The organism is Mesorhizobium sp. IMUNJ 23232 (assembly GCF_044326205.1).
Lineage (GTDB): Bacteria > Pseudomonadota > Alphaproteobacteria > Rhizobiales > Rhizobiaceae > Kumtagia.
Genome location: NZ_JBIRCY010000085.1, coordinates 1 through 25,263 on the forward strand (window position 1 = coordinate 1; position 25,263 = coordinate 25,263).

The 25,263-nt window shown below is 58.7% G+C and carries 27 protein-coding genes and 3 pseudogenes; 15 read left to right on the forward strand and 15 right to left on the reverse strand.

From position 1 onward, the window contains the following. The first annotated feature begins 258 nt into the window (after window positions 1-258). Together ACH196_RS34395 and ACH196_RS34400 are read left to right on the forward strand one after the other, a co-directional pair. Window positions 259-678, forward strand: coding sequence for a response regulator (locus ACH196_RS34395; RefSeq protein WP_396651347.1), 420 nt, complete (start codon window positions 259-261; stop codon window positions 676-678). Window positions 679-712: 34 nt separating this feature from the next. Beyond that, a pseudogene (locus ACH196_RS34400) lies at window positions 713-1,126 on the forward strand (alpha/beta fold hydrolase); the annotation flags it as partial. Window positions 1,127-1,160: 34 nt separating this feature from the next. On the opposite strand, the pseudogene ACH196_RS34405 reads toward ACH196_RS34400, so the two are convergent. The 8 genes and pseudogenes from ACH196_RS34405 to ACH196_RS34440 all read right to left on the reverse strand — a co-directional run. Next, window positions 1,161-1,534: pseudogene (locus ACH196_RS34405) on the reverse strand (integrase core domain-containing protein); the annotation flags it as partial. Window positions 1,535-1,686: 152 nt separating this feature from the next. Then, a complete protein-coding gene (gene terL, locus ACH196_RS34410; RefSeq protein WP_396651348.1) occupies window positions 1,687-3,141 on the reverse strand; it encodes a phage terminase large subunit in 1,455 nt (484 codons plus the stop codon). After that, entirely contained in the window at window positions 3,128-3,562 is a 435-nt protein-coding gene (locus tag ACH196_RS34415) for a DUF5681 domain-containing protein (RefSeq protein ID WP_396651349.1), read from the reverse strand. The genes terL and ACH196_RS34415 overlap by 14 nt, the downstream gene beginning before the upstream one ends. Continuing rightward, entirely contained in the window at window positions 3,559-5,010 is a 1,452-nt protein-coding gene (locus ACH196_RS34420; RefSeq protein WP_396651350.1) for a site-specific DNA-methyltransferase, read from the reverse strand. Before ACH196_RS34420 ends, ACH196_RS34415 begins: the two co-directional genes overlap by 4 nt. 971 nt (window positions 5,011-5,981) lie before the next feature. Next, a complete protein-coding gene (locus ACH196_RS34425) occupies window positions 5,982-6,215 on the reverse strand; it encodes a DUF6894 family protein (RefSeq protein WP_396651351.1) in 234 nt (77 codons plus the stop codon). A gap of 191 nt (window positions 6,216-6,406) precedes the next feature. Then, window positions 6,407-6,586, reverse strand: a complete 180-nt coding sequence (locus ACH196_RS34430) for a DUF3606 domain-containing protein (RefSeq protein WP_396651352.1) — start codon at window positions 6,584-6,586, stop codon at window positions 6,407-6,409. Between the two features lie 232 nt (window positions 6,587-6,818). Beyond that, window positions 6,819-7,037 (reverse strand): hypothetical protein, encoded by a 219-nt coding sequence (locus tag ACH196_RS34435; RefSeq protein WP_396651353.1) that lies wholly within the window; start codon window positions 7,035-7,037, stop codon window positions 6,819-6,821. 280 nt (window positions 7,038-7,317) lie between these two features. After that, window positions 7,318-7,647 (reverse strand): hypothetical protein, encoded by a 330-nt coding sequence (locus ACH196_RS34440; RefSeq protein WP_396651354.1) that lies wholly within the window; start codon window positions 7,645-7,647, stop codon window positions 7,318-7,320. On the opposite strand from ACH196_RS34440, the gene ACH196_RS34445 reads away from it, so the two are divergent. From ACH196_RS34445 to ACH196_RS34465, 5 genes are all read left to right on the forward strand, one after another. After that, entirely contained in the window at window positions 7,636-8,664 is a 1,029-nt protein-coding gene (locus ACH196_RS34445; RefSeq protein ID WP_396651355.1) for an alpha/beta fold hydrolase, read from the forward strand. The two genes, ACH196_RS34440 and ACH196_RS34445, sit on opposite strands and share 12 nt — an antisense overlap. Window positions 8,665-8,876: 212 nt before the next feature. Continuing rightward, a complete protein-coding gene (locus ACH196_RS34450; RefSeq protein WP_396651356.1) occupies window positions 8,877-9,026 on the forward strand; it encodes a hypothetical protein in 150 nt (49 codons plus the stop codon). A 232-nt stretch (window positions 9,027-9,258) separates the two neighbouring features. Then, window positions 9,259-11,931, forward strand: a complete 2,673-nt coding sequence (locus ACH196_RS34455) for a putative bifunctional diguanylate cyclase/phosphodiesterase (protein WP_396651357.1) — start codon at window positions 9,259-9,261, stop codon at window positions 11,929-11,931. Between the two features lie 216 nt (window positions 11,932-12,147). After that, the gene (locus ACH196_RS34460; protein ID WP_396651370.1) at window positions 12,148-13,281 is read left to right on the forward strand and encodes an IS110 family transposase; all 1,134 of its coding nucleotides are present in this window, start codon (window positions 12,148-12,150) and stop codon (window positions 13,279-13,281) included. 645 nt (window positions 13,282-13,926) lie between these two features. Continuing rightward, complete coding sequence (locus ACH196_RS34465; RefSeq protein ID WP_396651358.1) at window positions 13,927-14,076, forward strand: hypothetical protein; 150 nt, start codon at window positions 13,927-13,929, stop codon at window positions 14,074-14,076. A 439-nt stretch (window positions 14,077-14,515) separates the two neighbouring features. Here the strand turns inward: ACH196_RS34465 and ACH196_RS34470 are convergent, their stop codons facing one another. From ACH196_RS34470 to ACH196_RS34485, 4 genes are all read right to left on the reverse strand, one after another. Further along, window positions 14,516-15,106, reverse strand: coding sequence for a ferritin-like domain-containing protein (locus ACH196_RS34470; RefSeq protein WP_396651359.1), 591 nt, complete (start codon window positions 15,104-15,106; stop codon window positions 14,516-14,518). Window positions 15,107-15,206: 100 nt separating this feature from the next. Then, the gene (locus ACH196_RS34475; RefSeq protein WP_396651360.1) at window positions 15,207-16,112 is read right to left on the reverse strand and encodes a PhnA-like protein; all 906 of its coding nucleotides are present in this window, start codon (window positions 16,110-16,112) and stop codon (window positions 15,207-15,209) included. 4 nt (window positions 16,113-16,116) lie between these two features. Beyond that, on the reverse strand, window positions 16,117-16,638 hold the full coding sequence (locus tag ACH196_RS34480; protein WP_349009478.1) for a DUF892 family protein: 522 nt from the start codon (window positions 16,636-16,638) through the stop codon (window positions 16,117-16,119). A gap of 62 nt (window positions 16,639-16,700) precedes the next feature. Further along, the gene (locus ACH196_RS34485) at window positions 16,701-17,627 is read right to left on the reverse strand and encodes a manganese catalase family protein (protein ID WP_349009479.1); all 927 of its coding nucleotides are present in this window, start codon (window positions 17,625-17,627) and stop codon (window positions 16,701-16,703) included. A 193-nt stretch (window positions 17,628-17,820) separates the two neighbouring features. Here ACH196_RS34485 and ACH196_RS34490 point away from each other — a divergent pair, with 193 nt between their 5' ends. The 8 genes and pseudogenes from ACH196_RS34490 (at window position 17,821) to ACH196_RS34525 (ending at window position 23,161) form a co-directional block, all read left to right on the forward strand. After that, window positions 17,821-18,036, forward strand: coding sequence for a pyridoxamine 5'-phosphate oxidase family protein (locus ACH196_RS34490; protein ID WP_396651361.1), 216 nt, complete (start codon window positions 17,821-17,823; stop codon window positions 18,034-18,036). Between the two features lie 452 nt (window positions 18,037-18,488). Then, window positions 18,489-19,172: a cysteine hydrolase family protein gene (locus ACH196_RS34495; protein WP_396651371.1), complete on the forward strand. Its 684-nt coding sequence runs from the start codon at window positions 18,489-18,491 to the stop codon at window positions 19,170-19,172. Then, window positions 19,159-19,338, forward strand: a complete 180-nt coding sequence (locus tag ACH196_RS34500; RefSeq protein WP_396651362.1) for a DUF6894 family protein — start codon at window positions 19,159-19,161, stop codon at window positions 19,336-19,338. Before ACH196_RS34495 ends, ACH196_RS34500 begins: the two co-directional genes overlap by 14 nt. Before the next feature lie 198 nt (window positions 19,339-19,536). Beyond that, a pseudogene (locus ACH196_RS34505) lies at window positions 19,537-19,626 on the forward strand (DUF6766 family protein); the annotation flags it as partial. Window positions 19,627-20,157: 531 nt separating this feature from the next. Further along, on the forward strand, window positions 20,158-20,874 hold the full coding sequence (locus ACH196_RS34510) for a Crp/Fnr family transcriptional regulator (RefSeq protein WP_396651363.1): 717 nt from the start codon (window positions 20,158-20,160) through the stop codon (window positions 20,872-20,874). Window positions 20,875-20,896: 22 nt separating this feature from the next. Further along, window positions 20,897-21,142: a DUF6894 family protein gene (locus tag ACH196_RS34515; RefSeq protein ID WP_396651364.1), complete on the forward strand. Its 246-nt coding sequence runs from the start codon at window positions 20,897-20,899 to the stop codon at window positions 21,140-21,142. A gap of 69 nt (window positions 21,143-21,211) precedes the next feature. Beyond that, a complete protein-coding gene (locus ACH196_RS34520) occupies window positions 21,212-22,279 on the forward strand; it encodes a M20/M25/M40 family metallo-hydrolase (RefSeq protein WP_396651365.1) in 1,068 nt (355 codons plus the stop codon). Window positions 22,280-22,597: 318 nt separating this feature from the next. Then, on the forward strand, window positions 22,598-23,161 hold the full coding sequence (locus ACH196_RS34525; RefSeq protein ID WP_396651366.1) for a sigma-70 family RNA polymerase sigma factor: 564 nt from the start codon (window positions 22,598-22,600) through the stop codon (window positions 23,159-23,161). On the opposite strand, the gene ACH196_RS34530 is transcribed toward ACH196_RS34525, so the two are convergent. From ACH196_RS34530 to ACH196_RS34540, 3 genes are all read right to left on the reverse strand, one after another. Further along, complete coding sequence (locus ACH196_RS34530; protein ID WP_396651367.1) at window positions 23,125-23,385, reverse strand: hypothetical protein; 261 nt, start codon at window positions 23,383-23,385, stop codon at window positions 23,125-23,127. The two genes, ACH196_RS34525 and ACH196_RS34530, sit on opposite strands and share 37 nt — an antisense overlap. Window positions 23,386-23,615: 230 nt before the next feature. Further along, window positions 23,616-23,936, reverse strand: a complete 321-nt coding sequence (locus tag ACH196_RS34535; protein WP_396651368.1) for a hypothetical protein — start codon at window positions 23,934-23,936, stop codon at window positions 23,616-23,618. 51 nt (window positions 23,937-23,987) lie between these two features. Next, window positions 23,988-24,212, reverse strand: a complete 225-nt coding sequence (locus tag ACH196_RS34540; RefSeq protein ID WP_396651369.1) for a KGG domain-containing protein — start codon at window positions 24,210-24,212, stop codon at window positions 23,988-23,990. Window positions 24,213-25,263: the final 1,051 nt, after the last annotated feature.

A 25,263-nucleotide genomic window follows, 5' to 3' on the forward strand; every position in this document is an offset into this window, starting at 1 on the left:
GAGCGGACTCCACGCACGACGCCATGCTGGCCATCTACGAGAGCCGCTTCGGCATGCAAGTGGAGACGGTCACCACTGCCAATCTCGTGGCGGCGCGCATCGATGGAATGCTTTGAGGACGAGTGAGGGCGGCCTTACCTTCACGCGTCGCCGCTGACCTGCTGGTCGATGAACGCGAGCTGTACGCAATGCATGCATGGGGAACGTCGTCGCCCTTGCAGCTTCCTGAACCTTCTATGCTCCCATGCATTGAGGGGCATGACCGAAAGTGCGGACGATAAAAAGCCCGATGTCCTCGTCGTCGACGACGAGATGATGCTGAGGCTTTACGCCTCCGATCTCTTGGAGGAAAAAGGGTTTTCGGTAATCGAGGCATCCAATGCCGACGAGGCCCTCAAGCGACTGGAAGAGTACCCGGGCATCAGGCTTTTGTTCACCGACGTGAACATGCCTGGCGAGCTGGACGGCCTCGACCTAGCGCATGAGGTGCACCGCAGGTGGCCGCACGTGCTTCTCGTTGTGACCTCAGGAAAGGCGGAGCTCGGCTCCGCCGACCTGCCGGACGACGGACGCTTCATTCCAAAGCCTTATGACGAAGAAGCGCTCATCGCCGAGGTGAAAGGCCTAATCGAGCAACATCCTGAACGGGCAGGAGAACCACCTGATGAAATGCAATGACCTCGGGCGTTGCGTAGCCTAGTGGTTACCGAAAATGGGTAATCAATTGGCTGCCTTATCGCGCAACAACGTCCACGTGTGGGGCCACGGCGAGCGCGCCCTGGTCTTTGCCCACGGCTTCGGCTGTGATCAACATATGTGGCGGCTGGTTGCGCCGGCTTTCGAGGACAAATTCAAAGTGGTCTTGTTCGATCACGTGGGCGCAGGCGGATCTGATATATCGGCCTACGTGCCATCCAAATACTCGTTTCTCCAGGGATACGCAGACGATATCGTAGAAATCGGTGCGGAACTCGGGTTGCAGGGTGCAGTGGTGGTCGGACATTCGGTCAGCGCCATGATCGGCGCCCTCGCCTCGATCAAGGCTCCGGATATGTTCACAGGACTGGTGATGGTGGGGCCTTCTCCCCGGTATATCAATGACGGCGAGTATTTTGGCGGTTTTTCCGAAGGGCCGCAGACCTTGTGGTGGCTCGCACACATTAGGTGTGTGGTCCCGCAATGAGATGGTGCGGGTTGATCTTGAAGATTGACGGGTCCTTTGTCCATGCTTCGCAGATCACCTGATAGGGTGTTTTCCATCTCAGGGCCTTGAGGTGCTTGGCGAGGTTGTAGGCGGCGACGAATGCCAGGACATGGGCTTTGAGGCTGTCGATGTCGTCGTGATGGAAGCCTTGATGGTCGCATCCTTGACGGTGCGGTTCATCCGTTCGGCCTGTCCGTTTGTCCAGGGGTGGTAAGGCTGGGTCAGTCGATGCTCGATGCCATTGGCCATGCAGACCCGGTCGAAGATGTGCGGACCGAGGAAACGTCGGCTGGGTCCGTGACGGTTCTTGGGCAGGTCGGCGAAGGCGATGATGGTGCCCGACGCATCTGATTTGCCGCACGAGCGACCGAGTGCCTGACCTTCCTGCCCCCCTTGGCCCTTCCTCTACCGTCCATTTAAAACTGAACGGGTGCTGTCAAGTCCGGCAGCTCGGCTACCGTTACAAAGTGTGCGCACCATTCCTATCCGGCCAAAGCGTCTATATTGTATGCATAGGGTGGGAACTTCACATAGTTGAGGAGCTGCGAGAGAGCGTCAGCCTGATCGTCGTTTTTGCCGACCGGAAATGCCAGCATCTCCGACTTGAAATCCTGCAGCCAGCTTGCCTTTATCGGAACGTGCACAGCGCCTGCCTCAATGAGCGAGGAACAGGCGCTCATGCGCACCTGCTTGTCGCCGTCCGGAAGGATGGCGCGAACCGGGATGCGGTCATGCCGAAGATCCTGAACGAGGCTTTGACCCGACCCCTTATCCTCGATCAGAACCAGGTCAGCTCGCCATTCCTGTCGTTTGCGGACGATGATCTTGCGAAGAGCTGGATATTCGAGCCTTTCCCTGTGGACGTCCAGGATCCAGACCATTCCGTTCGAAACCACCGCGGTGACGCCGACCGAGTAATCCGAGAGTTCGGTTGCCTTCGAGGCGGTGTCCCAGCTTTGAATGATCCTGTCACCATAACTTCGATCCGGTGGTTGCTCGTAGGCGACAAACCAACCCCAGGGGATCATGTTGCCCCCTGCCGGAACGGGCGCCTGTTGGTACTGTGCCGAAAACGCAATTGATCCGAGAGATCGTCGCAACTCGTCGAGGATGGTTTGGGGTTCACGTTCCGGGTGGAGCAAGTCACCAACCTGCCTGACGTGAAACGACCCGGAGCCGGTTTGGATCGTCTTCACGTCCTCGGCTACCGCGGGCAAATTGAGATGCGTCCACTCGCCTCGCGATAGCACATGACCTGCAAGGTCGTCCTCATGCAGCCGCTGCATCACGATGATTATCGAGCCTGCCTGCTTGTCATCCAGGCGAGAATTCAGTGTCTCGTCAAACCAGATGTTGACGCGCTTGCGGCCGGCTTCCGACGCAGCATCCTGGGCCTTCATGGGATCGTCGATGATAAAGACATCGCCACCGCGACCGGTCAGCGATCCTCCAATCGTCGTCGCCAACCGATATCCGCTTCGGGTCGTCCAGCTTTCCGTCTCGGTGTCCTTTCGACCGTCAATAACCGTTGACGGGAATAGTCGTCGATACCACGGAGCTCGGAGCAGACGGCGGCAGGCGTTTGCGTGTTGGACCAGAAGGTCGGACGCATAGCTTATGCAGACAACACGCATGTTTGGATTGCGGCCGAGCAAATACGCAGGAAACGCGACCGAGGCGTAGGTTGATTTCAGACTGCGGGGTGGCAGGGTAATCAGCAGTCGCCGGGATCGTCCTTCTGCGACTTGCTGGAGATGCCAAGCGATGGCTTCCAGGTGCCAGTTGTGGGTAAACTTGGCTGCCGGGGAGAGCTCACGGAAGGCGCGTTGCGTGAAAGCGGCCAGATTGTTTCGCAAGATCGCTTCATAGATGCGGACCTCCGAGGGCACGTTGGTGGAAGCAATGTCTCCAGGTCCTCGACCATTACTTTCGGCCATATCTTTCCATGATCTCACGGTCGTCGTCGATCAGGTGCTCGGTTTGAGCTCCGACGTCACTTTCAGCCACGGTCATTCCCGCATCGCGTGCCTGGCTAAAAGCCTCCCTAAACGCTCTAACATCACCTTTGAGGCCGTTTGCCACGTTTGTTCGAATAAGCGCTTCCTGTTTGGTCACACGCCTCACCCGTCCATTCTCTTTGATTTTGATGCGCTCGTTCAGAACCCGCTTCACGATCGCGGCGTGGCTCTCGTTCTTTTTGGGACGGCCTTTCGGATTGCCGGTCTGTCCTGGTTGAAACCGTGTTGAGACTGGAGGCCGTGCGTAACCGACCTGGTAGTCGGTACCCCGGGCGCCCTCTTCCGCCGCATCTTCTTCTGCCGGCGCTTCTTCGACCGGCTCGCAATCGGAATCGATCATGGTCTATCCTCTCCAATGGACGGTTCCGGCGGCTGCGACCACGGGCTTCGGATTTTCGCGTCCTTGCCCAGTGGCTCCGAGACCGATGGTGTGCCAAATGCCTCGTGATTGGCTACGGCCGTCTCGCTTTGCCGGCGGAGCTCGACTTCAGAAAATGTCTCGCCGGTTGCAGCCAAGACCGCATCGTCCTTGGCATAAGCTTGCCATCGGCGAACCGCCGTGTCGCAATAGATTGGATCTATCTCGATCGCCCTTGCCTTGCGTCCAACCTTCTGCGCGGCGATCAGGACTGTGCCGGAGCCGGCAAATACATCCAGCACAATTCCGCCACGCCGCGAGCAGTCGCGCATTGCATCGGCAATCATTGCGACTGGCTTTACCGTCGGGTGCATGGCAAGCTCTTCGCGCGCCTGTTTGGTTCCTGTGTTTACACCGCGATACGTCCAGACGTTTGTCCGCGCTCGGCCATGCTGCCCCAGTTCGAACGTGTTGATGTGTGGCGCGCTGCCGAGCTTAAACACATAGATCAACTCATGCTGGGATCGATAAAACGATCCCATTCCGCCTTGATCCTTGACCCAAACAATGAGGTTCTTCAGCTCGCCAAAAACCTCCTCGCCGACGTCCTGGAGGTCGCGTCCATGGCGCCAGTCCATGAACAAAAAATGCAGGCTCCCTTCCTTGCTGACGGCTGCTACCTGGACAAGCACCGTGCGAAGAAACCCCTTGAATTCGATGGGCGACATCTCGCCGGATGCCATAGCGAACTCCCGGTGCTTGATTTTGCCCAGCCCTCCGACGTGACCGTCTATACGCACGTTGAAGGGCGGATCGCTTACGACCAATTCGGCCGTCTCGACGACCCCGCCCGTCCCCAGCAAGGAAGAGTAGACATCCGCGTTACGCGCATCGCCACATATCAAGCGATGATCACCCAGGGTCCAGATATCTCCAGGCTGTGTCACCGGAACCGTTCGCCCGGACAAGGGAGCAACGGCATCGTCTCGCGTCTCGCTGTCGAAACGGTTTCCTCCGATCTCGATGATTGCCTCCACCTCCCCTTGAGAGAAACCGGTCACAGCCACATCAATCTCGCTGGCCACAGTCAGCTCGGAAAAAACAATGCTCAGCAGCTCGCTATCGAATGTTGACAGCGTGGCGAGTTGGTTATCGGCTACAATGAAGGCCTTCTTCTCAGCCTCTGTCATAGAACCTGCCCTGACGCAGGGAACCTTTTCCCAACCGAGCAATCTAGCGGCCTCGACACGACAATGCCCCGCCAAAATGACATTGTCATCGCTGATGAGCACGGGCACCTTGAAGCCGAAGCGTTTTATGCTGGCTGCGACCTGACGTTTCTGCTTTGGACTGTGTTGCCGAGGATTGCCTGGGAATGGCTTCAGAGCGGCGATTGGCAGGTAGACAAGGGTGCTGACATCATGGCGCATGGCGGTGATCCTTCGCTTCGAAGCGAACTATACCATAAAATTTGCCAATCTCGCAAGCATGACTGTTTAGTTGACACCTATAGCAAATATGTGCTGCCAAAATCCCACCCTGCGCAAATTTTCAACCTCCGTCAACGTTGACACTACTTATGAATATGTGTGTTTACTTAACGCCACACCGGCCCGGATCGCAACGCGGAAATCTGAAAAGCCGCCCGTTCGCCACCGTAAAATCAACAAATCTATGAGTTTTTGAGGAAACACATGCGGCTGCGACGGTGATCTGAGCAGATAGAAGGCGCCGCAGTTGCAGCTTTGCCCACACCGCGAGCTGCGATCGCGCCGCTGTGCACGGAAGCCCGTCATGTTGTCCCTCATATGCGGCGGGCTCTACTCGTTCCAAAGCGTGATCGTCTCGGCATTGGATGGTTACGAACAGGGTGCACTTGTGCTTAAGACACGATTGGAGATTGCGGTTGGCAGAAGAGCGTGACGGGCGCGCGGCCCTTGTTCAGCGCCTGGTCCGAGACACGGGCATAAGTGAGCAGCAAGCTAGAGAGCTGATCGCAATGCTGGGTTGGAGCTGGTCGTCGCTCGTTCGCGAGGCAGGTCTGCTAAAGGCTGCTCGCTGATATTTCCGCCTATGTGTCATTGTTTATTGCGCCTGCCCTGAGAAGGGTATTTGATGCGTGAGTTGCCGGCCAATTGCACGGGCGCCGGCACTTGGAAGAGCCTACAGACGCTTTCGCCCCATACGGAGGCGAAGCCATGGGCCTCAGCTCAGAATTTCCCATTTGTGAACCGAACAATGTCCAAATGGTCGACGCTATTGGATCTTGGTTAGTGCGCGTCGTCCAGATTGGCAGGCAAGTTCGCCTGGCCGATTTCGAACTCGAAAGTTCCGCCACTGCATTCGCTGGTGGGCAGACAATACGCCTCGGGCTCCCAGCTTTCGAACGGGTCTAGCGGCTTCATAGCCAGTCGGCCTTGAATTTCAGCTCGGCGGCGAAGATGTAGGCGCCGCTTTCGTCCCGAACCTTCACCCAGAATTCGCCCTGCGGGCCGCCCGGCAAGCCATCGTGTACGATATCCGAAAGAGCGGCCATGGCCTGCTTAGCGGCTTCGTCTTCATCGGGGAAATCAATGCCGATCTCATCGCGAGTAATTTGATCGCCGTCAAACACGTCGAAATAGAACCTTGGCATGCCGCGCTCCGACAAGCGGAGGAACTGCCAACAGGAAAGGAGGGTTCCGCATCCACCTCACCAAAAATCATCGCGGTTTCCGATAGCTGGTAAAACCACCAACGCACCGATTTTCGAAGCAGCCATCACGCCAGCAATAACAAGCGCGACTTCATTCGAGGATCACCCACGACGCGTTGTCCCGTCAATCATCACGATCCAAGCCTTCTCGCTTCGGGCGTTAGAACTTCGCGATCGTTGCCGAACTGTTCGATTAGCAGGTGCACTTGCTCAACGCTGATCCCGGCTTCTATCGCGAAATAGCGTACTTCATGCTCCCGATCGCCGGCCACACGTTGACGGTCGCGAAAGTCTTTCAGGTTGTCATCCATTTCAAACACCGCTTCCTAATTGTCGCGTCTCCGCTCCCCAGCCTTCACGATGATGTAGAGTAACCCTGCAACACGGCGAGAACCTCGCGATATGGCACGCGCAACATCGCAGCGATTGCCTGAACGAGCTAGACGCTTCCGCCCTCTATCTCGTCGAGGATACTCATCGCATCTCGGCAAGGGCCGACAGTCTCATTGTTCATTGCCGCCACCGTATGGTGGAAGCTGATGGTTACGGCCAATCGCTTGGCGAGGACGGCTGCGCGGGCACGATCCCTGATGAACGCAGTTGCTTCCTTGGCCAGCGATTCTGTGCGGTGGCGTTGTTCGGTCCGCGGGCAAGCAGGATCGCCCGCGTTTCTATCATTGTTCTGCGTAGGTCGCGAAAGCGCTGTAAGTGCGATGAGGCATGGGCATCGCTAGCGTTGTCCAGACGGTCGGTATCGTCCATGTCGTCATCCCAAGCCCATGACGACCCCCTGGAGATATCAAACAAAGAGGGCGGCCCTTACGCTGCGGCTTTACGCCCCGCAGGGCCACCCTCTTCGGCCCCACCGGCGGATAATAAATGTAGCAAACTGCCACATGACCATGTTGCGCTAGATCAATTCTTTAGGCGAACGCGGTGCACGACACACCGGCATCAGCGAGGATCAGGCTCGCATCCCCATGCGACTTGGGCTTCAACTGGTCTTCGCTCGAGCGGGAAGCCCGCATCATGCGGAAGGCTCTCATTCCAGCTCCAGTTCCCGCCGCCGAATACCTAGTAAGATGCGCAGCGTGCGCATTGTGTCCGCGGCTTCAAGCAGGGCGGTGCTGATGTCGGCATTCGGCAACAGGTCGATAGATTTTGACATCTCGTCCAGACAGAAGGCGACGTCGGGTTCTTTATCGGCACCACGGGCCGCCTGCGCTTTCGGTGGCCCTATCCTTCGTTCGCCAGGCTCCTGACTTATGGAACGAACACCGCGTCGAGCGGTTGATATCGCTCTGCAACATGAGTCGGTTGATTCCGCATTGTCTTGCATGCCAAACTGTAGGTGCACTTTATGACCAATCATCGTTCCGTTACCCCGCGTGCCAATCGCAGATCTGGCGGATGGATGAAAAAACCCGGTATCGTTCCTACTACCGGAGCGAGCCTCTACATTGCCGGTGCTGTAGCCGGCTCGATTGCGCTTGCTGTCGCCGCCTACGCCAATCACCGACTATCGCGTAAGGCGGAGCGCCAGAACCCTCCTCAGGGAAAGTTCGTGGATATCGACGGCGTGCGTCTGCACTATGTGGAGCGAGGCAGTGGCGACCCTCTCGTCTTTCTGCATGGAAATGGCAGCATGATACAGGATTTTGGCTCCAGCGGCCTCATCACGATGGCATCGAAAACGTATCATGTGATCGCGTTTGACCGGCCCGGGTATGGACATAGCGGTCGGCCGCGCAACGTTATCTGGACAGCTCAAGCACAAGCCGAGCTGATCGAAGCCGCACTGCGGAAGATCGGGATAGCCAAGGCTATAATAGTCGGGCACTCGTGGGGGTGTTCGGTCGCGGTCGCTCTGGCGCTGGCCTATCCGGACAGGGTGACAAGCCTCGTGCTGGCCTCAGGGTACTATTTCCCGACGGTGCGTGGGGACGTGGTGACCCTATCTGGTCCAGCTATCCCGGTGATTGGAGACGTGATCCGTTATACTATCTCGCCACTGCTTGCCCGTGTCGCATGGCCTTTGCTTATGCGCAAGATTTTCGGACCGGCGCCTGTGCCTGAGAAGTTTGAGGAAGGCTTCCCCAAGGAGATGACATTCCGTCCTTCGCAGATTCGCGCCAGCGCAGCGGAAAGTGCTCTGATGATCCCCGGGGCCATGGCGGCGATTGATCGGTACACCGAACTCAAAATGGGCGTCACCATCGTTGCTGGGGAACAGGACCGGCTTATCGATACTAGGGGTCAGTCCGCGCGGCTGCATGCCGAACTGCCCCGCAGTACCTTTTATTGCGTGCCGGGAGTTGGCCACATGGTACATCAGACTGCCCCGGAGGCGGTCATGGCCGCCATTGATGAGGCTGCCTCAGCCGCGTGACTTTGCAGCCGTTTGAGTTAAGTGAAAATGCCTGCAGGCCCATGGCCTGAGAGGGGGCATGCGGGTGTCTTGGAACACATGGCCGGCGCAGGGTGCGTTCAAATCGAAGCGCGGCCCTACCCCGCCGCAGACTGAGAGACTGCTTAAGCGAACGGCAGCTCCCAGGGATATGCCGGGACCGCTTCAACAAATGGTAGGGCGAGGAAAAGCCCTTGGCAGTTCTGGTCATGCCCGGTCTATTCGCGGCGGTGCCGTTGGCTCCGCAGATCCGTGTCATGCGCCATCAGCGCCATCCGACCGCTGAAATTGGTCATCCGTTCCGGCAATCGTTCACCGATGATCTGGCGTTTGCTAGGGCGTAGGTGGCTTGGACCTACGCTGAGCATGGCGAAATTTGCAGACGCAACTTGGTGGTTTGTTAACGTCTCAGACTGCACCGTAACAAAGCCATTCTTGGCTTCAGACGGGCCAATGTGCCCCGCAATAAGTCCGGAGAAACAAGCCGGAATATAGAAGCACCAGCGCCGCAGTCGCGCCCACAAAGGTGTCACGATGGTTGAAGTCTGCTCGTGTGCTGCCGATAAAATCCCCCACATGAAATCATCGAAATCCTCTCCGGCGCCTCGCAACGTTTGGCTAGGGCGAGCAGGGCTGGCTAGCGTTGTGTTGGGCCTTTATGGAATTTTCCAGCTTGCTCCCGTCCACCTCGAAATGCCCCAAAGTACACGGGAGGATTGGGCCCTTGCCTGGTGGGTGGGGGTACCGCTCGCCTCAGCTCTCATATGCACTCTGGCAGCTTGGAAGTCCAAACTTCACGACAGAAAGGCGTTTGGAGACTTTGCATTAGCGAGTGTCTTGTGGGCTGTCGGAACCTTGATTTGGCAATTCGTCGACAGCAGCGGAATTCAAGATCCATTCCCGGGCTGGGCGGACGTGGCTTATTTCGGAACGTGCTTTTTCTTTCTTCTCGGAACCTTCCACTATAGTGCCACCGACAGGTTGATTACGCGGCTTCAAATTTGCACTTTTGTGGTTTCCCAGTCTGCCATTGCTATCGCCACTTTCCTGGTTCTTCTGCCGACCATGCGGAGTTCCGAGTTGCCCGGGATGGCGACTTTTATCGCGTACCTCTATCCAACTGTCTGGGGCGGATCCGCCGCTTTCGCAACGTTCTGCTTCTTTCTGTACGCTGATCCGAGGCGTAGGTTCAGCGTTGGCCTTCTGCTCGCAGGACTGCTTACACAAGGAGCAGCCGACACTTACTATGCCCTCGACCTCATGGGTGCCCAATACGTCGTGGGACGATTCTTTGACGGACTTTGGATACTTGCATTTCTGTTTATTGTGTGGGGCGCCATCGAACACCTGCAACACGCCCGAAACTCCGCCGGTGTAACAATTACAACTTCGCGGAATCAGCAACTTGCTGAAGCCTTTATTCCCGCGGCGGCTATACTTTTGATCCTAGGGGCTTCAAGCGCTCCCGGTCTGGCTTCCTTCGGCCCCATTTTTCTTTGGATCTTTCCGCCAGCGATACTTTTTTCGCTCTCGCTGGGCCTGCGTCAGCATTGGGGTTTGCTCGTTGAACGCGACCTTCGAGACGAAGCTGATGCAAGCAAGGAGGAGTTGGCTAAGGTCCTGGAAAGCACGACCGACAGCGTGCTCGTTATGAATCGCGAGTGGCAGATATTATATGTCAACCAGCAGGCAAGACGCCTAATCAGCGCCGTCGCCGATTTCAAACTTGGCGACAATCTGTGGGAGCTATACCCGGAATCTGCCAAAGCCAGTTTTCGAACACATTACGAAAGGGCTTTCGAGATACAACGCCCTGTAACTTTCGACGAATACGTAAGTGAGGCTGGCATCTGGGTAAGGGTCCATGCCTATCCAAGCGGAGATCAGTTGTCCGTCTTCTTTCGCGATGAGACCGAGCAACGCAAGACATCGTTGGACCTAGAGTTCCTCGCCCATCATGATCCGCTCACAGGGCTGAGTAACCGCGCCGTTTTCCTAAACAGACTTAGCGCGGAGTTGGGTCAAGGTGGCGATGTGGCAATACTCTGGCTCGACCTCGACGACTTCAAAAGGATCAACGACAGCCATGGACATCCTGTGGGTGATGAGTTGCTCATTGAGATCGCTCGCCGGCTTCGAGTGTGCATGCGCTCTGCGCAGGTCGTGGCCAGAATGGGAGGCGACGAGTTTGCTGTTCTTTTGTCCAAGGAGGCCAATCCTGAGCGCATTGCTAAGGACATTGTCGACATGCTCACTGATAGCATTCGCCTAGCGGATCGATTGCTTTCCGCTGGTGTGAGTATCGGTGTGGCGAAAAGCGATGGAAAAGCCATTTCAGCGAACGAGTTGATAAAGCAAGCCGATATCGCACTTTATGAAGCCAAAGCAGCAGGCCGGGGTTCGGTTCGAACGTTTGAGCCTAGGATGCAGGCAGAGCTTCTCGCTCGCGAGACAACAATGACGGAGTTGACCAAGGCAATCGAAAACGACGAGTTCGAATTGCTTTATCAACCAATCGTCGATCTGCACAGGAACAGAGTTTCCAGTTTGGAAGCGCTAGTGAGATGGCGGCATCCACAACGGGGAGTGATTTCGCCAACCCATTTCATCTCGCTGGCGGAAGATGTTGGGCTTATCGACGCACTCGGCAACTGGGTCATCAAACGCGCATGCGCGGAAGCTGTGAACTGGCCACCTTCCATATCCGTCTCAATCAATCTTTCACCTCTGCAATTCAAGAATGAGGCTCTGCTTCATGAAGTGAAGTCGGCACTTGCCGATGCTGGGCTCTGTGCTAAGCGGCTGGAATTGGAGATAACTGAATCTGTTTTGCTAAACGACAGCGCAGCCAACTTGGCAGCGCTCCACAATCTGCACGAAATGGGAGTCCGAATAGCTCTGGATGATTTTGGCACGGGCTACTCGTCGCTCGCTTATGTGCAAAAATTCCCATTTAGTAAGATCAAGATCGATCGGTCGTTTGTCTCTGACATCGATTCCCGCGTAGAGTCGCAGGCGATCGTCGAGTGCATTGCGCAGCTAGGTCTAACGCTTGGCGTCGACATAACAGCGGAGGGCGTGGAAACCGCTCAACAGCTTGCAAGGATACGTGAGAAGGGCTGCACTCAGGCTCAAGGTTACCTATTCAGCGGACCAGTTCCCCCTCTTGCAGTGCTACCCGTCGTATCGAAAATTCAGGACCGCGCTCGTGGGTTCGCTGGACAGTTGTGCCCTAAGCGATCGCTGTGAAGGCAACAGAATCCCGCATTTCTCGCGAAGCCATGGCGGTTGAGTGGCGATTGCGGGTTAACCGTCTCCTGCCAATGTATGCTTTGTGGTCCAGGGCATCCTTGACCGACCCCAGCTATGGTTCAGGCGTAAGACCGTATGTCCGGCTCTGTCGGTGAGGTGGCTCGCCCTACACTGCGCGTCCGAGGGTTGCTCGGGCTGGCCGAGCCGATCCTCATGGCAGGAGGACGAGCCGTGGCAGATTATAGAGAAGCATTTGTCGGGATCGATGTCGCGAAGCTGAGGAACGCTATCGCGATTGCGGATTCCGGCCGGGAGGGAGAAGTTCGCTTTTTCGGCGAGGTCGACGCGTCGGACCAGAGCATGCGCAGCGTTATTCAGCGGATCGCCGGCAGGTTCGATCGAGTCCATTTCTGCTACGAGGCCGGGCCGACTGGTTATGGTCTCTATCGGCTGATCCGATCGCTCGGCCACGAATGTATGGTGGTCGCCCCGTCGCTGATCCCGAGGAAGCCTGGCGATCGGGTGAAGACAAACCGGCGGGATGCCCTTGCGTTGGCTCGCCTGCTGCGCGCCGGCGAACTAACGGCTGTGTGGGTTCCCGATGAAGGTCACGAGGCCATGCGGGATCTCGTCCGCGCCCGAGCGGCTGCGGTCGAGACGCTTCGTGTCCACCGACAGCATGTGAGCGCCTTCATGCTCAAACACGGGTGTGTCTATCCCCGCAAAAAGGGCTGGACAATGCGCTATCTACGCTGGCTGCAGGAGCAACCCTTCGATCACCCCGCGCATCAGATCGCGCTTCAGGAAATGGTCGAAGCGGTCCGCGTCTCGAAAGAGCGCGTCGAGCGGCTGGAGCGTGTAATCGAAGAGTTCGTTCCGGCCTGGTCATTGGCGCCGATCGTGCGGGCGCTGCAGACACTGCGCGGCGTAGAGCTGATCGTCGCCGTAACATTCGCCACCGAAGTTGGCGACGTGCAGCGGTTCGAGAGCCCGCGTCAACTCATGGGATATCTCGGCCTCGTCCCCGGAGAACGATCGACCGGCGAGACAGTCAGACGGGGCGGCATCACCAAGGCCGGGAACGGCCGCGTCCGCCATATGCTGGTCGAGAGCGCCTGGACCTACAGGCATCCGCCGAGGGTCGGCGCCAAGAAGCTATACCGTCTGGAGCAAGCATCGCCAAAGGTGCGAGAGATCGCCTGGAAGGCGCAGACCCGGCTGACGACCCGATATCGGATGTTGAGCGGGCGGGGCAAGAAGACAACGGTGGTTTGCACAGCGATCGCCCGAGAGCTGGTCGGCTTCATGTGGGCCGTTGCAAGGGAGGCGCACGCGATCAGGTCGTAGACCGCTGCGACGGCCTTCATCTCGCGCATAGGCGGAGGCGGGACCACGGCAGGGGAATGCCCGTCAGACGCTTTGTGGCCGGCAACATGGCCGACGCCCGCAGTAAGATAGGAACAGCCCCGGACGCACAATCGGGAATGCGGTAGCCAACCCGCGCATCAGAGCTTGATCACCGACGTCCTTCCGTTCCGCCTCCACCTATGTGCGATCATCAGAATGAGCAGCCGTTCCTCGGAACGGGCGACCTCCTACGCTCGAAACCTTGACAGCGGACATCAGACCGCTGTTCCGACCGCACCTTTCGCGGGTGGCGGTAAGCCGCGATGTTCGGAGCCTTTGAAGGCTTCGACACATGACGATTTCAGAGCTTAGGCTTAAATCCAGGGACGAGGAGCCGGTCCGTCGGCTGGAGCTCTTCACCGGCGCGGGTCGGCGACGAGAGTGGCTGCCGGAGGAGTAGGCGCGGATCGTGGCGGCAAGCTACGAGACCGCCGAGAGCGTGCGCGGTGGCTCGCCGATATGCACTATCCCCGCAGCAACTGTTCGCCTGGCGTCGAGCCGCCCGTCTGCCGTCGGCAGAACCGGCAGGACCGGAACCGCTGTTTGTTCCGGCGGTGGTTCGCAGAGCCGAAGTCGGAGCCGGCAATGCGGCCGGCGAAGCAGCGGAAACGGAAAGCCGCTTATGATGCCGGCGTGATCGAACTTGAGATTGACGGTGTCGCCATGCGGGTTGATCGTGGGGCCGACGCCAGGACGATCGCGGCGGTGATCCGCGCACTGAAGGGCACGTCGTGATCGGCCCGACCGGCGCCGTGCGCGTCCCTGAAGCGTCAGCGGGGCGGAACCAAGGACTGCGCTTTTGTGGCTGGTTGCCGGAAAGGTCGACGGCAGCCAGCAGGCGCTTCAAGTCGTGCGGTTGAAGAGCGGGGCCATCCACTCGGCGCGTCTCGACATGTGCGAAGGTTTCGCCCCTGCCAGCGAGGACCGCATCGTCCTTGGCAAAGGCTTGCCAACGGCGGACTGCGGTGTCGCAATCAATAGGATCGATCTCAATCCCGGGCAACGCGGCCGACCTTCTCTGCTGCAACGAGCAATGTTCCAGAAGCAGCAAATGCATCGCCGCGACCCCGCGGAGGGCGCGCGCGTAGATAACTTGGTGGCCTGCTCTGGCGTTAGGCCGCGTGGGACGAGGTAAATGGGGGGCGACCCGAAGGAGCCGCCCCAAAATTTCGCCTCATGCGGCTTCGTCCTGCTCTTCGACAGCGCGTTCATTGACACCGCTCTCGCCCAACGCAGTCAACGCCTCGTCGGTAGCCTTTTCTTCCTCCAAAGTTGCCGAGAGGAGCTCGGCGGCGTCGGTTCGGCCGAGCAGGCCTGCCCAAGTAATAAGCGTGCCGTATCGGGCGATTTCGTAGTGTTCAACGGCCTGCGCGGCGGCGATCAACCCCGCATCGAGGGCCGGCGAGCCGCCATACTCTTCAAGAATTTCCGACCCTTCTTCAAGGATGCCGTCGATCGCCGGGCAGGTCTTGCCTCGTGCGGGTAAATCCATGCTTTCGAATATCTGCTCTAGGCGATCAACCTGCCCTTCGGTCTCGAGCCGGTGCTTTTCGAACGCTGCGCTCGCCTCCTCCGAGTCAGCACCCTTCGCCAGCTTCGGCAGCGCCTTCAGGATTTTCTTTTCGGCGTAGTAGATGTCCTTCAGTCCGTCGAGGAAGAGGTCTTCCAGTCCCTTGCTCGAGGCTCGCGAGGACTTCTTCGTCGGCGATGACGAGGGCGATTTCCGGGTGGATGCGGATTTGGTGGACTTCGTAGAAGTTGCCATTTTGGTTTCTCCGTTGATTTGAACTGGCCTGTCTTTCAAGGTAGCTGGTTACGCCACCCATCTTCGTATTCCCGCCCAGCGGGATCACCGAAAGTACCGGTTACGTTTCGTCGCCATAGGGCCGCCGGGCCGGAATGACCCGGTCTGCGTAAACGGGATGCATGACGCCGGCACGGCCGCCGAACCAGCTTGCGACTGCGCCAAGCAACAAGGCGATGAACGCCGAAATCGCACTCGTGGAAACCACGGTGGCGGTGGCATCGGCCGCCGCCGCGGCTTGTTGCTTCGCGGCTTCGACTTGGTCTCTGTATTGCTTTTCCATCTCCGCCACTTGCGTGGTAGCCTGATCGAGCGGAATGCCACGGGCAGCAGCCAGAGCTTGGGCCGCTTGTGAGCGCGCCTCATCCGCTCCCGAGGCATCTCCCATCACGAGGTTGCGCATAGCATTGACAGCCGCCGCGTTGAGCGCCTCTGGGTCCCTGCCCGACGCACGCAAACGGGACTCCATCATTTCAAAAGGGTTGGAGTTGGCAATGATCGGTGCCGCGGTTTGAGCGATTGTCTGACCAGCCCCGGCAACCACGCTCGCGATTCCGCTGAATGCACCCCCGACCAGTGCCCCAACCGTGCTGGTGAGGAAATAAAGAACTAGCAGCGTGGTGAGGGCCCAGGTAGTCAGCCCGTGCAATGCCCCGGTAGTAGGCGATATCCTGCCGGCGAGCCTTGATGCCATATAGCCGCCCAGGAACGCGGCTACAATGCCGGAGATCATATACCAGATGCCAGCAGCGATGGAAAACGTAGACGCTTGCGGAGTATCGTTAGCCCTGACGTCAATCGTGGCAATGCCAATACCCGCACCCAACATCGTTAACAGCACATGCACGACGAGGGCGACGACAACGCCTGCAAAAATGGCGCCCCAACTCGCGCGCCGCATAGACGGTTCCATCGCGTCCAGTTCCGGTAACCGGCCGGTGTGTGCAGTATGAGAGGTGTCCGTCATGGGATTATTCCTCTCCAAGGCTGGTGGCTTCGCCACTCTTGACCGCGGCAGCGTTAATCCGGGTTTCGCCCAGAGCATCAAGCTTCGCGTCGGCCGCGTGTTCTTCGTCGAGGGTTTCGGTGAGGAGCTCGGCGACGTTGTCGTGCCCGAGCTCGCCGGCCCACGCAACTAGCGTGCCGTATCGCGTGATCTCGTAATGCTCGACCGCTTGGGCCGCTGCAATAAGAGCCGCGTCGAGGGTGTTCTCATCCTCGATCTCCTCGATGAGTTCTTCAGCCTCCTCGATGATCCCCTCGATCGCAGGGCACTCCGTGCCGGCCGCTGCTTCGCCGAGGAAATCGAACACTTGCTTCAGGCGTGCGACATGGGTCTCAGTTTCGGCCAAGTGGGTGTCGAAAGCCTCAGCAAGCTCCGGAGCCGTGGCGGCAGCTGACATTTTCGGAAGCGCATTGAGGATTTGGTTCTCGGCGAAATAAATGTCCTCCAACGTGTGGAGAAACAGGTCGTTCATGGTTTTGATGGGCATCTCTTGGCCTTTCGGGGGAACCGCTAAAACGGCTCGAAGGAAGTCTGCGAAATAGGGATGGCTCAGCGCGAAGCCTTGTAGAGCTTGGCGGCGATTTCCATCATTTCCTGAGGGTCATAGTCCGGCGTGAACGCAGACGGAACGCCGGTGAGTTGGTGAATCTTGCCGCCGTCGGGCATGCCTTCGATGACCTCCAGTTCGCCCGGAGGGTCACCTGGGAGAGCGGTCTCGCCCTGGCCCCATATGCCCGCAATCTCCTTGTAGTCGTCAGGACTGAAGGTGTAGAGCCGGCGATGCGACCCTTCGTCGAGATACTTTTGGCATTCCGGGATGTTGCCGAGGTAGATGTTCGGCGTCGGCAGCATCTTCTCGATTTCAACGCCGGTCAGGTTCTTGATTGCGAGCGCATAAGAGTGCGCATGTACCGACCCTCGGACCAGCAGATAGCCGCAGATTTCTCGGCCGGTCGGATCAGTCAGGGACTCATATACCCGCAGCTTGTGCAGGCGGGCGCCACACTCGAGATGGAAGTTGTGCAGCAGGTCGACGATGACATTACCGGTGGTTGTGACGAAATCCATGTTCCAGGAAGCGCCATTGCTATTGGCCGGGACCGCGCCGCCAGCGTTGGAATAGAATGCGCTTGCGAGGCGGACGTCTTTCATCGCGTCGTAAGGCGCACCGGATATGTCGCCGCCATCTTGTTCATCTGCGCCTTCTAGGTCCGGGCCGTTGTTGAGCATGGCAACGCCATTGCTCACGAGCTCGACATGCCCAAGCTCCTCGGCGGTGATGGCGGCGACCAACCCATAGAACGGCTTCAGCTTGGCCTTGCTGCGAAAGTTAAAGCTTTGGAACAGGTAATTCCCCAGAGTCGACATCTCGCCGTACTTGCCGCCGAGAAGCTCTTGCAGGGCGGCACCGGCGTTCGGGTCGGCGCGTAGGGGCGGAGGAATCTCGATCTGTAGCTTGTCGACGCGAAGAAACATGATCTTGGTCCGTAGCTCGAGGGAGTGACCCTGCCCAACCACGCACGTTGGCGTATGTTCCTCGCTTTTTTTTCAGGCCATCGGAGCAGCGCTTCGCACACTTTGGAAGTATTCCGGGGCGGCGCCAAAAATGACCAGTTGGATCGCTATCCAGAGTACGTTGGCACGGAGCGATAACAGCAACTAAAAATATGTGACGGTCTCCGGATCGGGCGGTCGTCGAACGAATCGCGCCAAGATTAGGAGGCTTTGGGAAAGCCCCGATAGGGCGTGGTGGGATAGCTCTGACGATCCGGACATCCGCCTCACCACTTTCACGCCGGATGAAGGAAAGCTCTGGGACAGCCCTGGCAAAATAGCCGCCATGGCAAAAAATTGTTATGACAGCCATAACTGGTGCAAAGCCTGATATCGGCGACAATGCGAAAATCGAGATATGAGGTTGTGCACTCTATCCCGTAAGACGATCGTTTCCGAACACTAGGCAACATGCCTGTCGTTGGGGAAAAATGGCCGAGCGGGCGTCAAGGACTGCGAGCCCTTGCATATGAACGGCGCCGTGGCGAATTCTCCTTTGACCTCATAGGGGGCGGGTAATCGACGGGTTGGATGCTTGCCGTACGCGTGACCGCAAAGGCGGGCGGCGCCACAAGCGCACCCGCGGCGACGATGGGACTCCGCTCATGTGTAAGGCCGCCGGCGACTTACTCCTCCGGCCTACCGGCGATCGAAACTGTAACCTGTCCATCTGTCCCCCCAGCTCTGGGAACATGGCCGCTCCCCGGTTGTTTGCCCCATCAAACGTGAGGTGACTGCCATGGCTGCGCTGGACTGGCCCACGGGCCGCTTGGGCCCAACTGCCTGCATGTCTGCGTCGACATGCAGGGTCTGTTCGGCCCGGGCTCTCCGTGGGCGGTGCCGTGGATGCAACGGGTTCTCCCGGCAATCGCCAACGTGTGCGAACGCTTCGGCCCTTCCAACTTATTTACGCGCTTCATTCCGGCGGACCAACCCGGCGCGGGCACCGGCGCATGGGCTCGCTATTACACACGCTGGGCCGGAATGACCCTGTCGGAAATCAACCCCGACCTCTGCAACTTGATCCCCGCGCTGCGCCGATACGTGCCGCCCGGGCGTACGCTGGATAAAAGAGTCTATTCGCCGTGGACTGAGGGTCATCTGGACGCGCTGTTACGGCCGTCCGGCATCGATACGCTCGTCATCACCGGCGGCGAGACCGACGTATGCGTGCTGGCGACAGCGCTTGGCGCCATCGACCGCGGTTATCGGTTGATCCTCGTGGAGGACGCGCTGTGCAGTTCGGCTGACGACGCCCATGACACGATGATGACCTTCTACCACAGGCGGTTTACCGAACAGGTCGAATTGTTGAAGCCGGAGAGCTATAAGTTCGCCGAGAGCGACATTGAATTTTCAGCAGTCCGCAGGGAACACCATGAAGAATCCAATGTTCGAACCGATGACCCGCTATTATTTCCACACTATCCAAGGCCTTCAAACATTCCGCGATATGGATGGCATTGAACTGGCGGACGAGGCCACGGCGTGGAGCGAGGCTACGCGTGCTTGCGGCGAAATGATCGCCGCTATCGACGGTACGTTGCCCGTAGGCTCGGACTGGATCATGGAAATCGAGGACAACTTCGGGCCGCTGTTCCGCATCCGGTTTGGAGGCGAGAGGTTGCGCTAACGTAGCCTACGGAACTCGCCGAACCATAGACCGTTTGCCAAACGCCTCAGGGAAGTTTGATGCAATGCAACGCTTCGTCCGCGACAACGGGCTGACGCTCGCCCTCACCATCAATGTTTCTCGTGAGTGTGGGCGGCATGGTTCTGAGCGGACGGGCCGTGTTCAACAAAGAGTTGTTCGACCAGCAGCCAGGCAGTGGTTCTCGTGGTGCTGTCGATCTTCCTGCGCCACAAGGGCTCGCCCGAATCCAAGCCGGTAGCGGCCAGCAGCTCTGATACCGGTGCTTGAGGATATACCGTTCGTGGCGTTGCCCTCCTGCCGCAAGCCATCTTTGACCTGTGTCCCGGCGACGGTATTCGTTGGCCGAAATGTAAGCGCTACAATGGCGCCCCGATCAATTCATAATTTCAAATTGAGACACTACCGGCTGTCGACAGAGCTCGATCCGAGAAGACCTGGAGGTTGCCTTCGGCCTTTGCGACCTCGGGGCAATTTGTCCCGAACTCGGCTTCGTGATGGGGAATTCGCCGCGGTACCTGAACGCGCGGCCTCCCCGTGAAACGGCATCTCACATTCAGTCCGCATTTCGCTGTCAATCTATGCACGGGATGCCTCCCAGATCGGTTCGTGAGCATTACATCGCTGATGCCTCCGGCTTGCCGGGGGTTTTCGTTCTTGGCGGGGGCAGCCGTGGAACCGCTTGGCGTCATCGAAGTTTGAAGATGAAAGGACGAGCTGCATGTTGCGTCTGATAGCTGTCGCGGTGGCGGGATGGGCCGTTTATCGCCTGCAACCCCATGACGATATATCGCCGAACTAATGGACGAATTTGTTCTTAACCTCACGCAACGCGACGCTCTTTCCACGCTTGAGCGCGGCCTTATCGCCGAGATGACGGCTAAACGCCGGACTTTCGATGCAAAAACCGACATCGTGAAACAAGGTAGTTCGCCCACCCATAGCTGCCTCATGGTAAGCGGGTATTCGGCACGCGTTAACCTGGTGGCAGATGGGCGCCGGCGCATCACTGCGGTGCATGTTCCCGGCGACTTCGTTGACCTGCACAGTCTTCTACTGTCCCGGATGGACCACAGCGTCACCGCACTCAACACCTGTGAGGTAGCGCTGGTGCCGCACAACCTGCTCCGGCAGGTTACCGAAAATCACGGGCACCTGTCACGGCTGCTGTGGATGCTGACGGCAATCGACGCCGCCATCTACCGCCAATGGCTTGTCGCCTCGGGGCGTCTATCCTCGGTGGAACAGCTCGGCCACTTTCTCTGCGAAATGGCGCTGCGGCTTCGGGTCATCGATAAGAGCGACGGAAAGGCATTCCGGCTGCCGATGAGCCAGGCGGAGCTCGGTGATGCCATGGGCCTCTCCGTGGTGCACGTCAACCGCGGCCTGCAGCAACTGCGGCGCGCGAACCTGATCACATGGCGTGGTGACGCGGTTCAGATACTCAATTTCGCGGCGTTGCAGCAACTCTCGGAGTTTGACCCAACGTACCTAGACCTTGAACGCCGAGAGCGCTGATCCCAATGGAGAATGCCGGAACATGCCAGCCTACTGCTTTGCATTCCGCGAAGGGTTCGCCGAAGAGATCCTGGACGAGGTTGAGCTGGCAGACGACGAGGCAGCGCGCAAGGAAGCCGCGCGAGCCGCGCGGGAATTCATGAGCGAGGGCGTGCTGAAGGGCATCGACCGCAGCGGCTGGACGCTGAGTGACAGCGCGAGTGATAAGCGGGTGGTGGTCGAGCTGCGGTTTGCCGACCTGGTAAGCCGTCGCGGCGATCTCCAGTGACAGAAATCCTAGTGGTAAGGAACATCGGTCGAGGAACGAGGTTCGGCGACAGCCTGTGACGAGAACCCTATGCGCGACCAGTCCCTAGATTTCCTGAAATCGATCGTGGCCGCGCCATCGCCGAGCGGTTTTGAGCAACCTGTCGCCCGCCTCTACCGTGATTACATCGGCAAGTTTGCGGACGGCATCACCACCGATACCCTTGGCAATGTCTCGGCAATCATCCATCCGGAGGCCAAGGTCCGCATCATGTATGCCGGTCACATGGATGAAATCGGCTTTATCGTCCACTACATCGACGAAAACGGCTTCCTGTTCTTTAGCGCGATCGGCGGTACGGACGTTGCGACCGAGATCGGGCAACGCGTGATGGTGCATGGACGCGAAACCGTATCTGGCGTCATCGGGCGCAAGGCGATCCAGACGTTCAATCCGGCCGATTCAACGCAAGTGCCCACACTCAAGGACTTGTGGATCGATATAGGCGCTACGTCCCGCGAGGAGGCGGAGGCCGTCGTGGGAGTCGGTGACGCGGTCACCGTGCAGACCGACTTTACCCATCTGCGTGGCAGCCAGGTTACGGGTCGCGGTTTCGACAATAAGGCCGGGCTGTTTATCGCAGCCGAGGTCTTGCGCACCCTGACGGCCGAGGGCGGCGTCCATCCCGACGTTGGGGTGAACATCCTGGGAACCGTGCAGGAGGAAATCGGCTCACGCGGCGCGCAGACTGCGGCATTCAATATTGCCCCCAGAACCGGGCTGGTGGTGGACATGGGCGTAGCTACCGACTACCCGCGAGCCCGCAACGAAGACGCCGGCCGGCTCGATCTCGGCCGAGGCCCCGGCATCTGGCAAGGACCGAACACCAACCCGGTGGTGTGGCGGCTTCTCCGGGAGGCGGCCGACGATGTGGGTATCGCCACCCAGCCAGTGGCGGAGGGCAAGGCCAGCCCCACCGATGCGCGGCTCTTGCAGACAAGCCGCGGCGGGGTCGCCACCGGCATCCTGTCCGTGCCACTGCGCTACATGCACACGCCTTCCGAGGTCATGTGCCTCGACGATGTGCAGGCGACCATCGATATAGTCTGCGCCTACTGCCGACGGATAACGCCGGATATAGACTTCACCCCCTGGTAACGGTGACGACCATGACGCCCTGCCGTCTGTCCGCTATACTCGCCGTGGTGTTCCTATTGACCGCTTGCCAGTCCAGTGGTGCGGACCGAAAGCCAGGCGCGGACTGTGCGTCACCTGGCTCGAGCTGCGAAACTCCCGACCGCCTCCCTTCGCGACCGGTATCCTAGGACCTGACGCGTTAACACTAACATATGAAAGTGAAAGAGGTCCGAGCCTTAACATAGGTTATGACCTTGGACTTTTATTTGTTCCTTCTAAGCCTCAGGTCGGAACGACCCCCATCTCGGCACATTGGCCTTTCCAGACGGAGGCTTTTCATTGACCCATCCCCCCCACCCTGCCTGCCACGATCGCCTACTGGTCGACACAATTCCCGCCCTCAGGGCCTTCGCCCGGACCTTCGACCCACGCGCCGACCGGGCAGACGACCTTGTACAGGAAACCCTGCTCAAAGGGCTTGCTGCGATCGACCAGTTTAATCCCGGCACCAGCATGCGCTCTTGGCTGTTTACGATCATGCGCAATGCCTTCTACACTGGCTGCAAGCGCGAAAAACGCGAATGCACGAGCGTCGAGGACGACGTGGGCCGCAGGCTCACCGTCGAAGCAAGTCAAGAATGGACGTTGTCAGGGGGAGAAGTGCAGCGAGCGATGGAGCGGTTGCCGGCTTCGCAGAGGGAAGTCGTCTGCCTCGTCGCAATCTTGGGGGTATCCTATATCGAGGCAGCCGAGATCTGCGGCTGCGAAATCGGGACTATCAAGAGCAAGCTCAGCCGGGCGCGCAACCGGCTGGTCGAAGACCTCGGAGAGCGATCGGCCTCGGCCGTGGTCCAACGAAGAGGCCCCTACCCTGCCAGCATAGCCCAACCGGCACTGGCTTGAACGCTTCTGTGCAGGTCGAAGATCACATTGTGTCCCTTCGACACGGCAACCGCGGCGATTAGAGCGCCAAGCTCGTCATCGGTGACATCAGGCGCCTTGGACATTAGGCGCACCGCCCTGACGGCATCATTGAGGGATACCGGCCACTTACTACCCAGCCGGCTCGCAATGTACTGATCGACGGCGCTGCCCAGGGCAAGTTCGCCGAATTCAGGGATTGGCATGGCGAATTTCCGTAATAATTTTAGAGCTGCTGAGAGGCGGAGATATTGGTCGGCAGCCTTGATAGCGGGCCAAGCGACCCGATTCCCCAACACGAGCTCGCGGCGCGAAGGCTGGCTGCATGCCCTCGGGTGGGCCGACTGGCTGGAGGGCGACCGCTTGGACGCTTTGGCAATTGGCTGGGCTGGTTGGCGACCGGCTAACGGAGAGTTGGTCGAGCCGGCAGATACCATTAGCCCCCAAACAAGGCAAATCCCAGGACCACGAGGAACGCAACCAAGGCAAAGGCCAGCATCACCCAGAGGGTCCCGGTAAATCCCGATTGCTGGGGCTTTGCTTCGAAGCCTCGCATGGCGGTATCGTGCGAGGATGCGTTAGGCTGTTCGACTTCGGCCAGAGCAGGACGAACTGGGTCCACCGGCTGGGCCGTGCCCGCCGCTTCGGCATCGGTCTCCAGCGGCGCGGCCGCAGGGTCAAACCCCTGGATTTTGTCACCAGTCAGGCCCTTCTGGATAGCGTCTCTGTCTCCGGCAGGAGTCTGGGGTCTTGGCATGGGCCTCGCCTTATGTGTTAGCCCCGCCGCTTGCGCGGCGGGGCGGATTGTTTAGGACTTGCCACCCTTGCGGCCGGCTTCCGAGGCCTTCTCGCGGTCATTGGCGAAGTTTCCGGAACCGCCGCGCTCGCTCCCGCCTTGCTGACCACCACGTTGCCCGCTACCCTGCTGGCCGCCGCTGCCGCCTTCGGCACCCTGCTGCTTGCTGTCGTCGTTCTTGTGGCTCTGCTGGCCGGCCTTCACGTGCTGGTCGCGGCTTCCACCTTGATTGGCCATGATATAACTCCTTGGGTTATGAACTCCCCATCAGGGGCGCTCCACAAATCCCATTGGCACGAACATGTTCCCTTCGCTTCGCCGAGATTGTGCCGGCGTTTCCTCAAAATGGCCGATTCAAGCTTATTAGGGCGCGCGGGCCGCAGTGGCGCACAAGTCCGTGCCCAGTACCATCCTTTCGCCGATGAGGACTGCGATTGGACCTGCGTTGTTTCACTCGTTGGTCATGTCCATTGGTGGCCAATGTTATGAGGAAGGTCTGGCGCCGGGTGCGCGACTATGGGGGTCCAAGGACGCACCCGATGCCTGCGCTCTTCACCGCGAAATACACGACCTATATCGCCAGTCACAGGTCAGCTGCTGTTGCCGAGTCGCCCGTAATGCAATCTTCTAGATCGCGGCGTTGGCAAGCTTTGCAGCCGTCGGGCGTCAGGCTGAAGAAGCTGACTGGCAACGGCCACCATCGCGAAGCGTGGCAAACGAAGCTTTCCTGGGACGTCCGTAATGGGTCATCACCAATCTGGCCGCTTGTCGCCTAAACTTAGCCCGATACAGGCCTGTCGTCCGTTGGCGCTCTCGCATTCGTTCGCAATCGGTTCGGCCGGACCTCAGGGTCCTTTTAAGACGTCTCGACGTGAACACGAAAGTAGGGTGAAGGCATATAGCGATGCCCAAAAGCTGCTCCCTGTTATTCACAAATTCTTCCCTGATAACTAGAATAAATTCCCTGTTTTGAATCTAGGGAAAATGCTGGCTAACCCATTGCAAATGCTGGTAATCGCGCGGCCGAATGTTCACCAAATCTGACAATTTCGCGAAATTTCCCTGTTTTTCCCTGTTTATCAGGGAATTTTTAGTCGAGACGCGTTCTATCCAAACTGATGGCTGCACCACCTAGTTCTCCCTCAACTGTGCCGTCTCAATCGTCTCGGAATAGCCTCGACATTTCCGTGACTTAGCAGGGTTCAGCATGTAATGTAGGCCCAAGAGACGTAGCTTTTGACGCGATTTCGGGACGTTTCGCGCCCCCGTCTCTTTTGCGCCTCCGCGC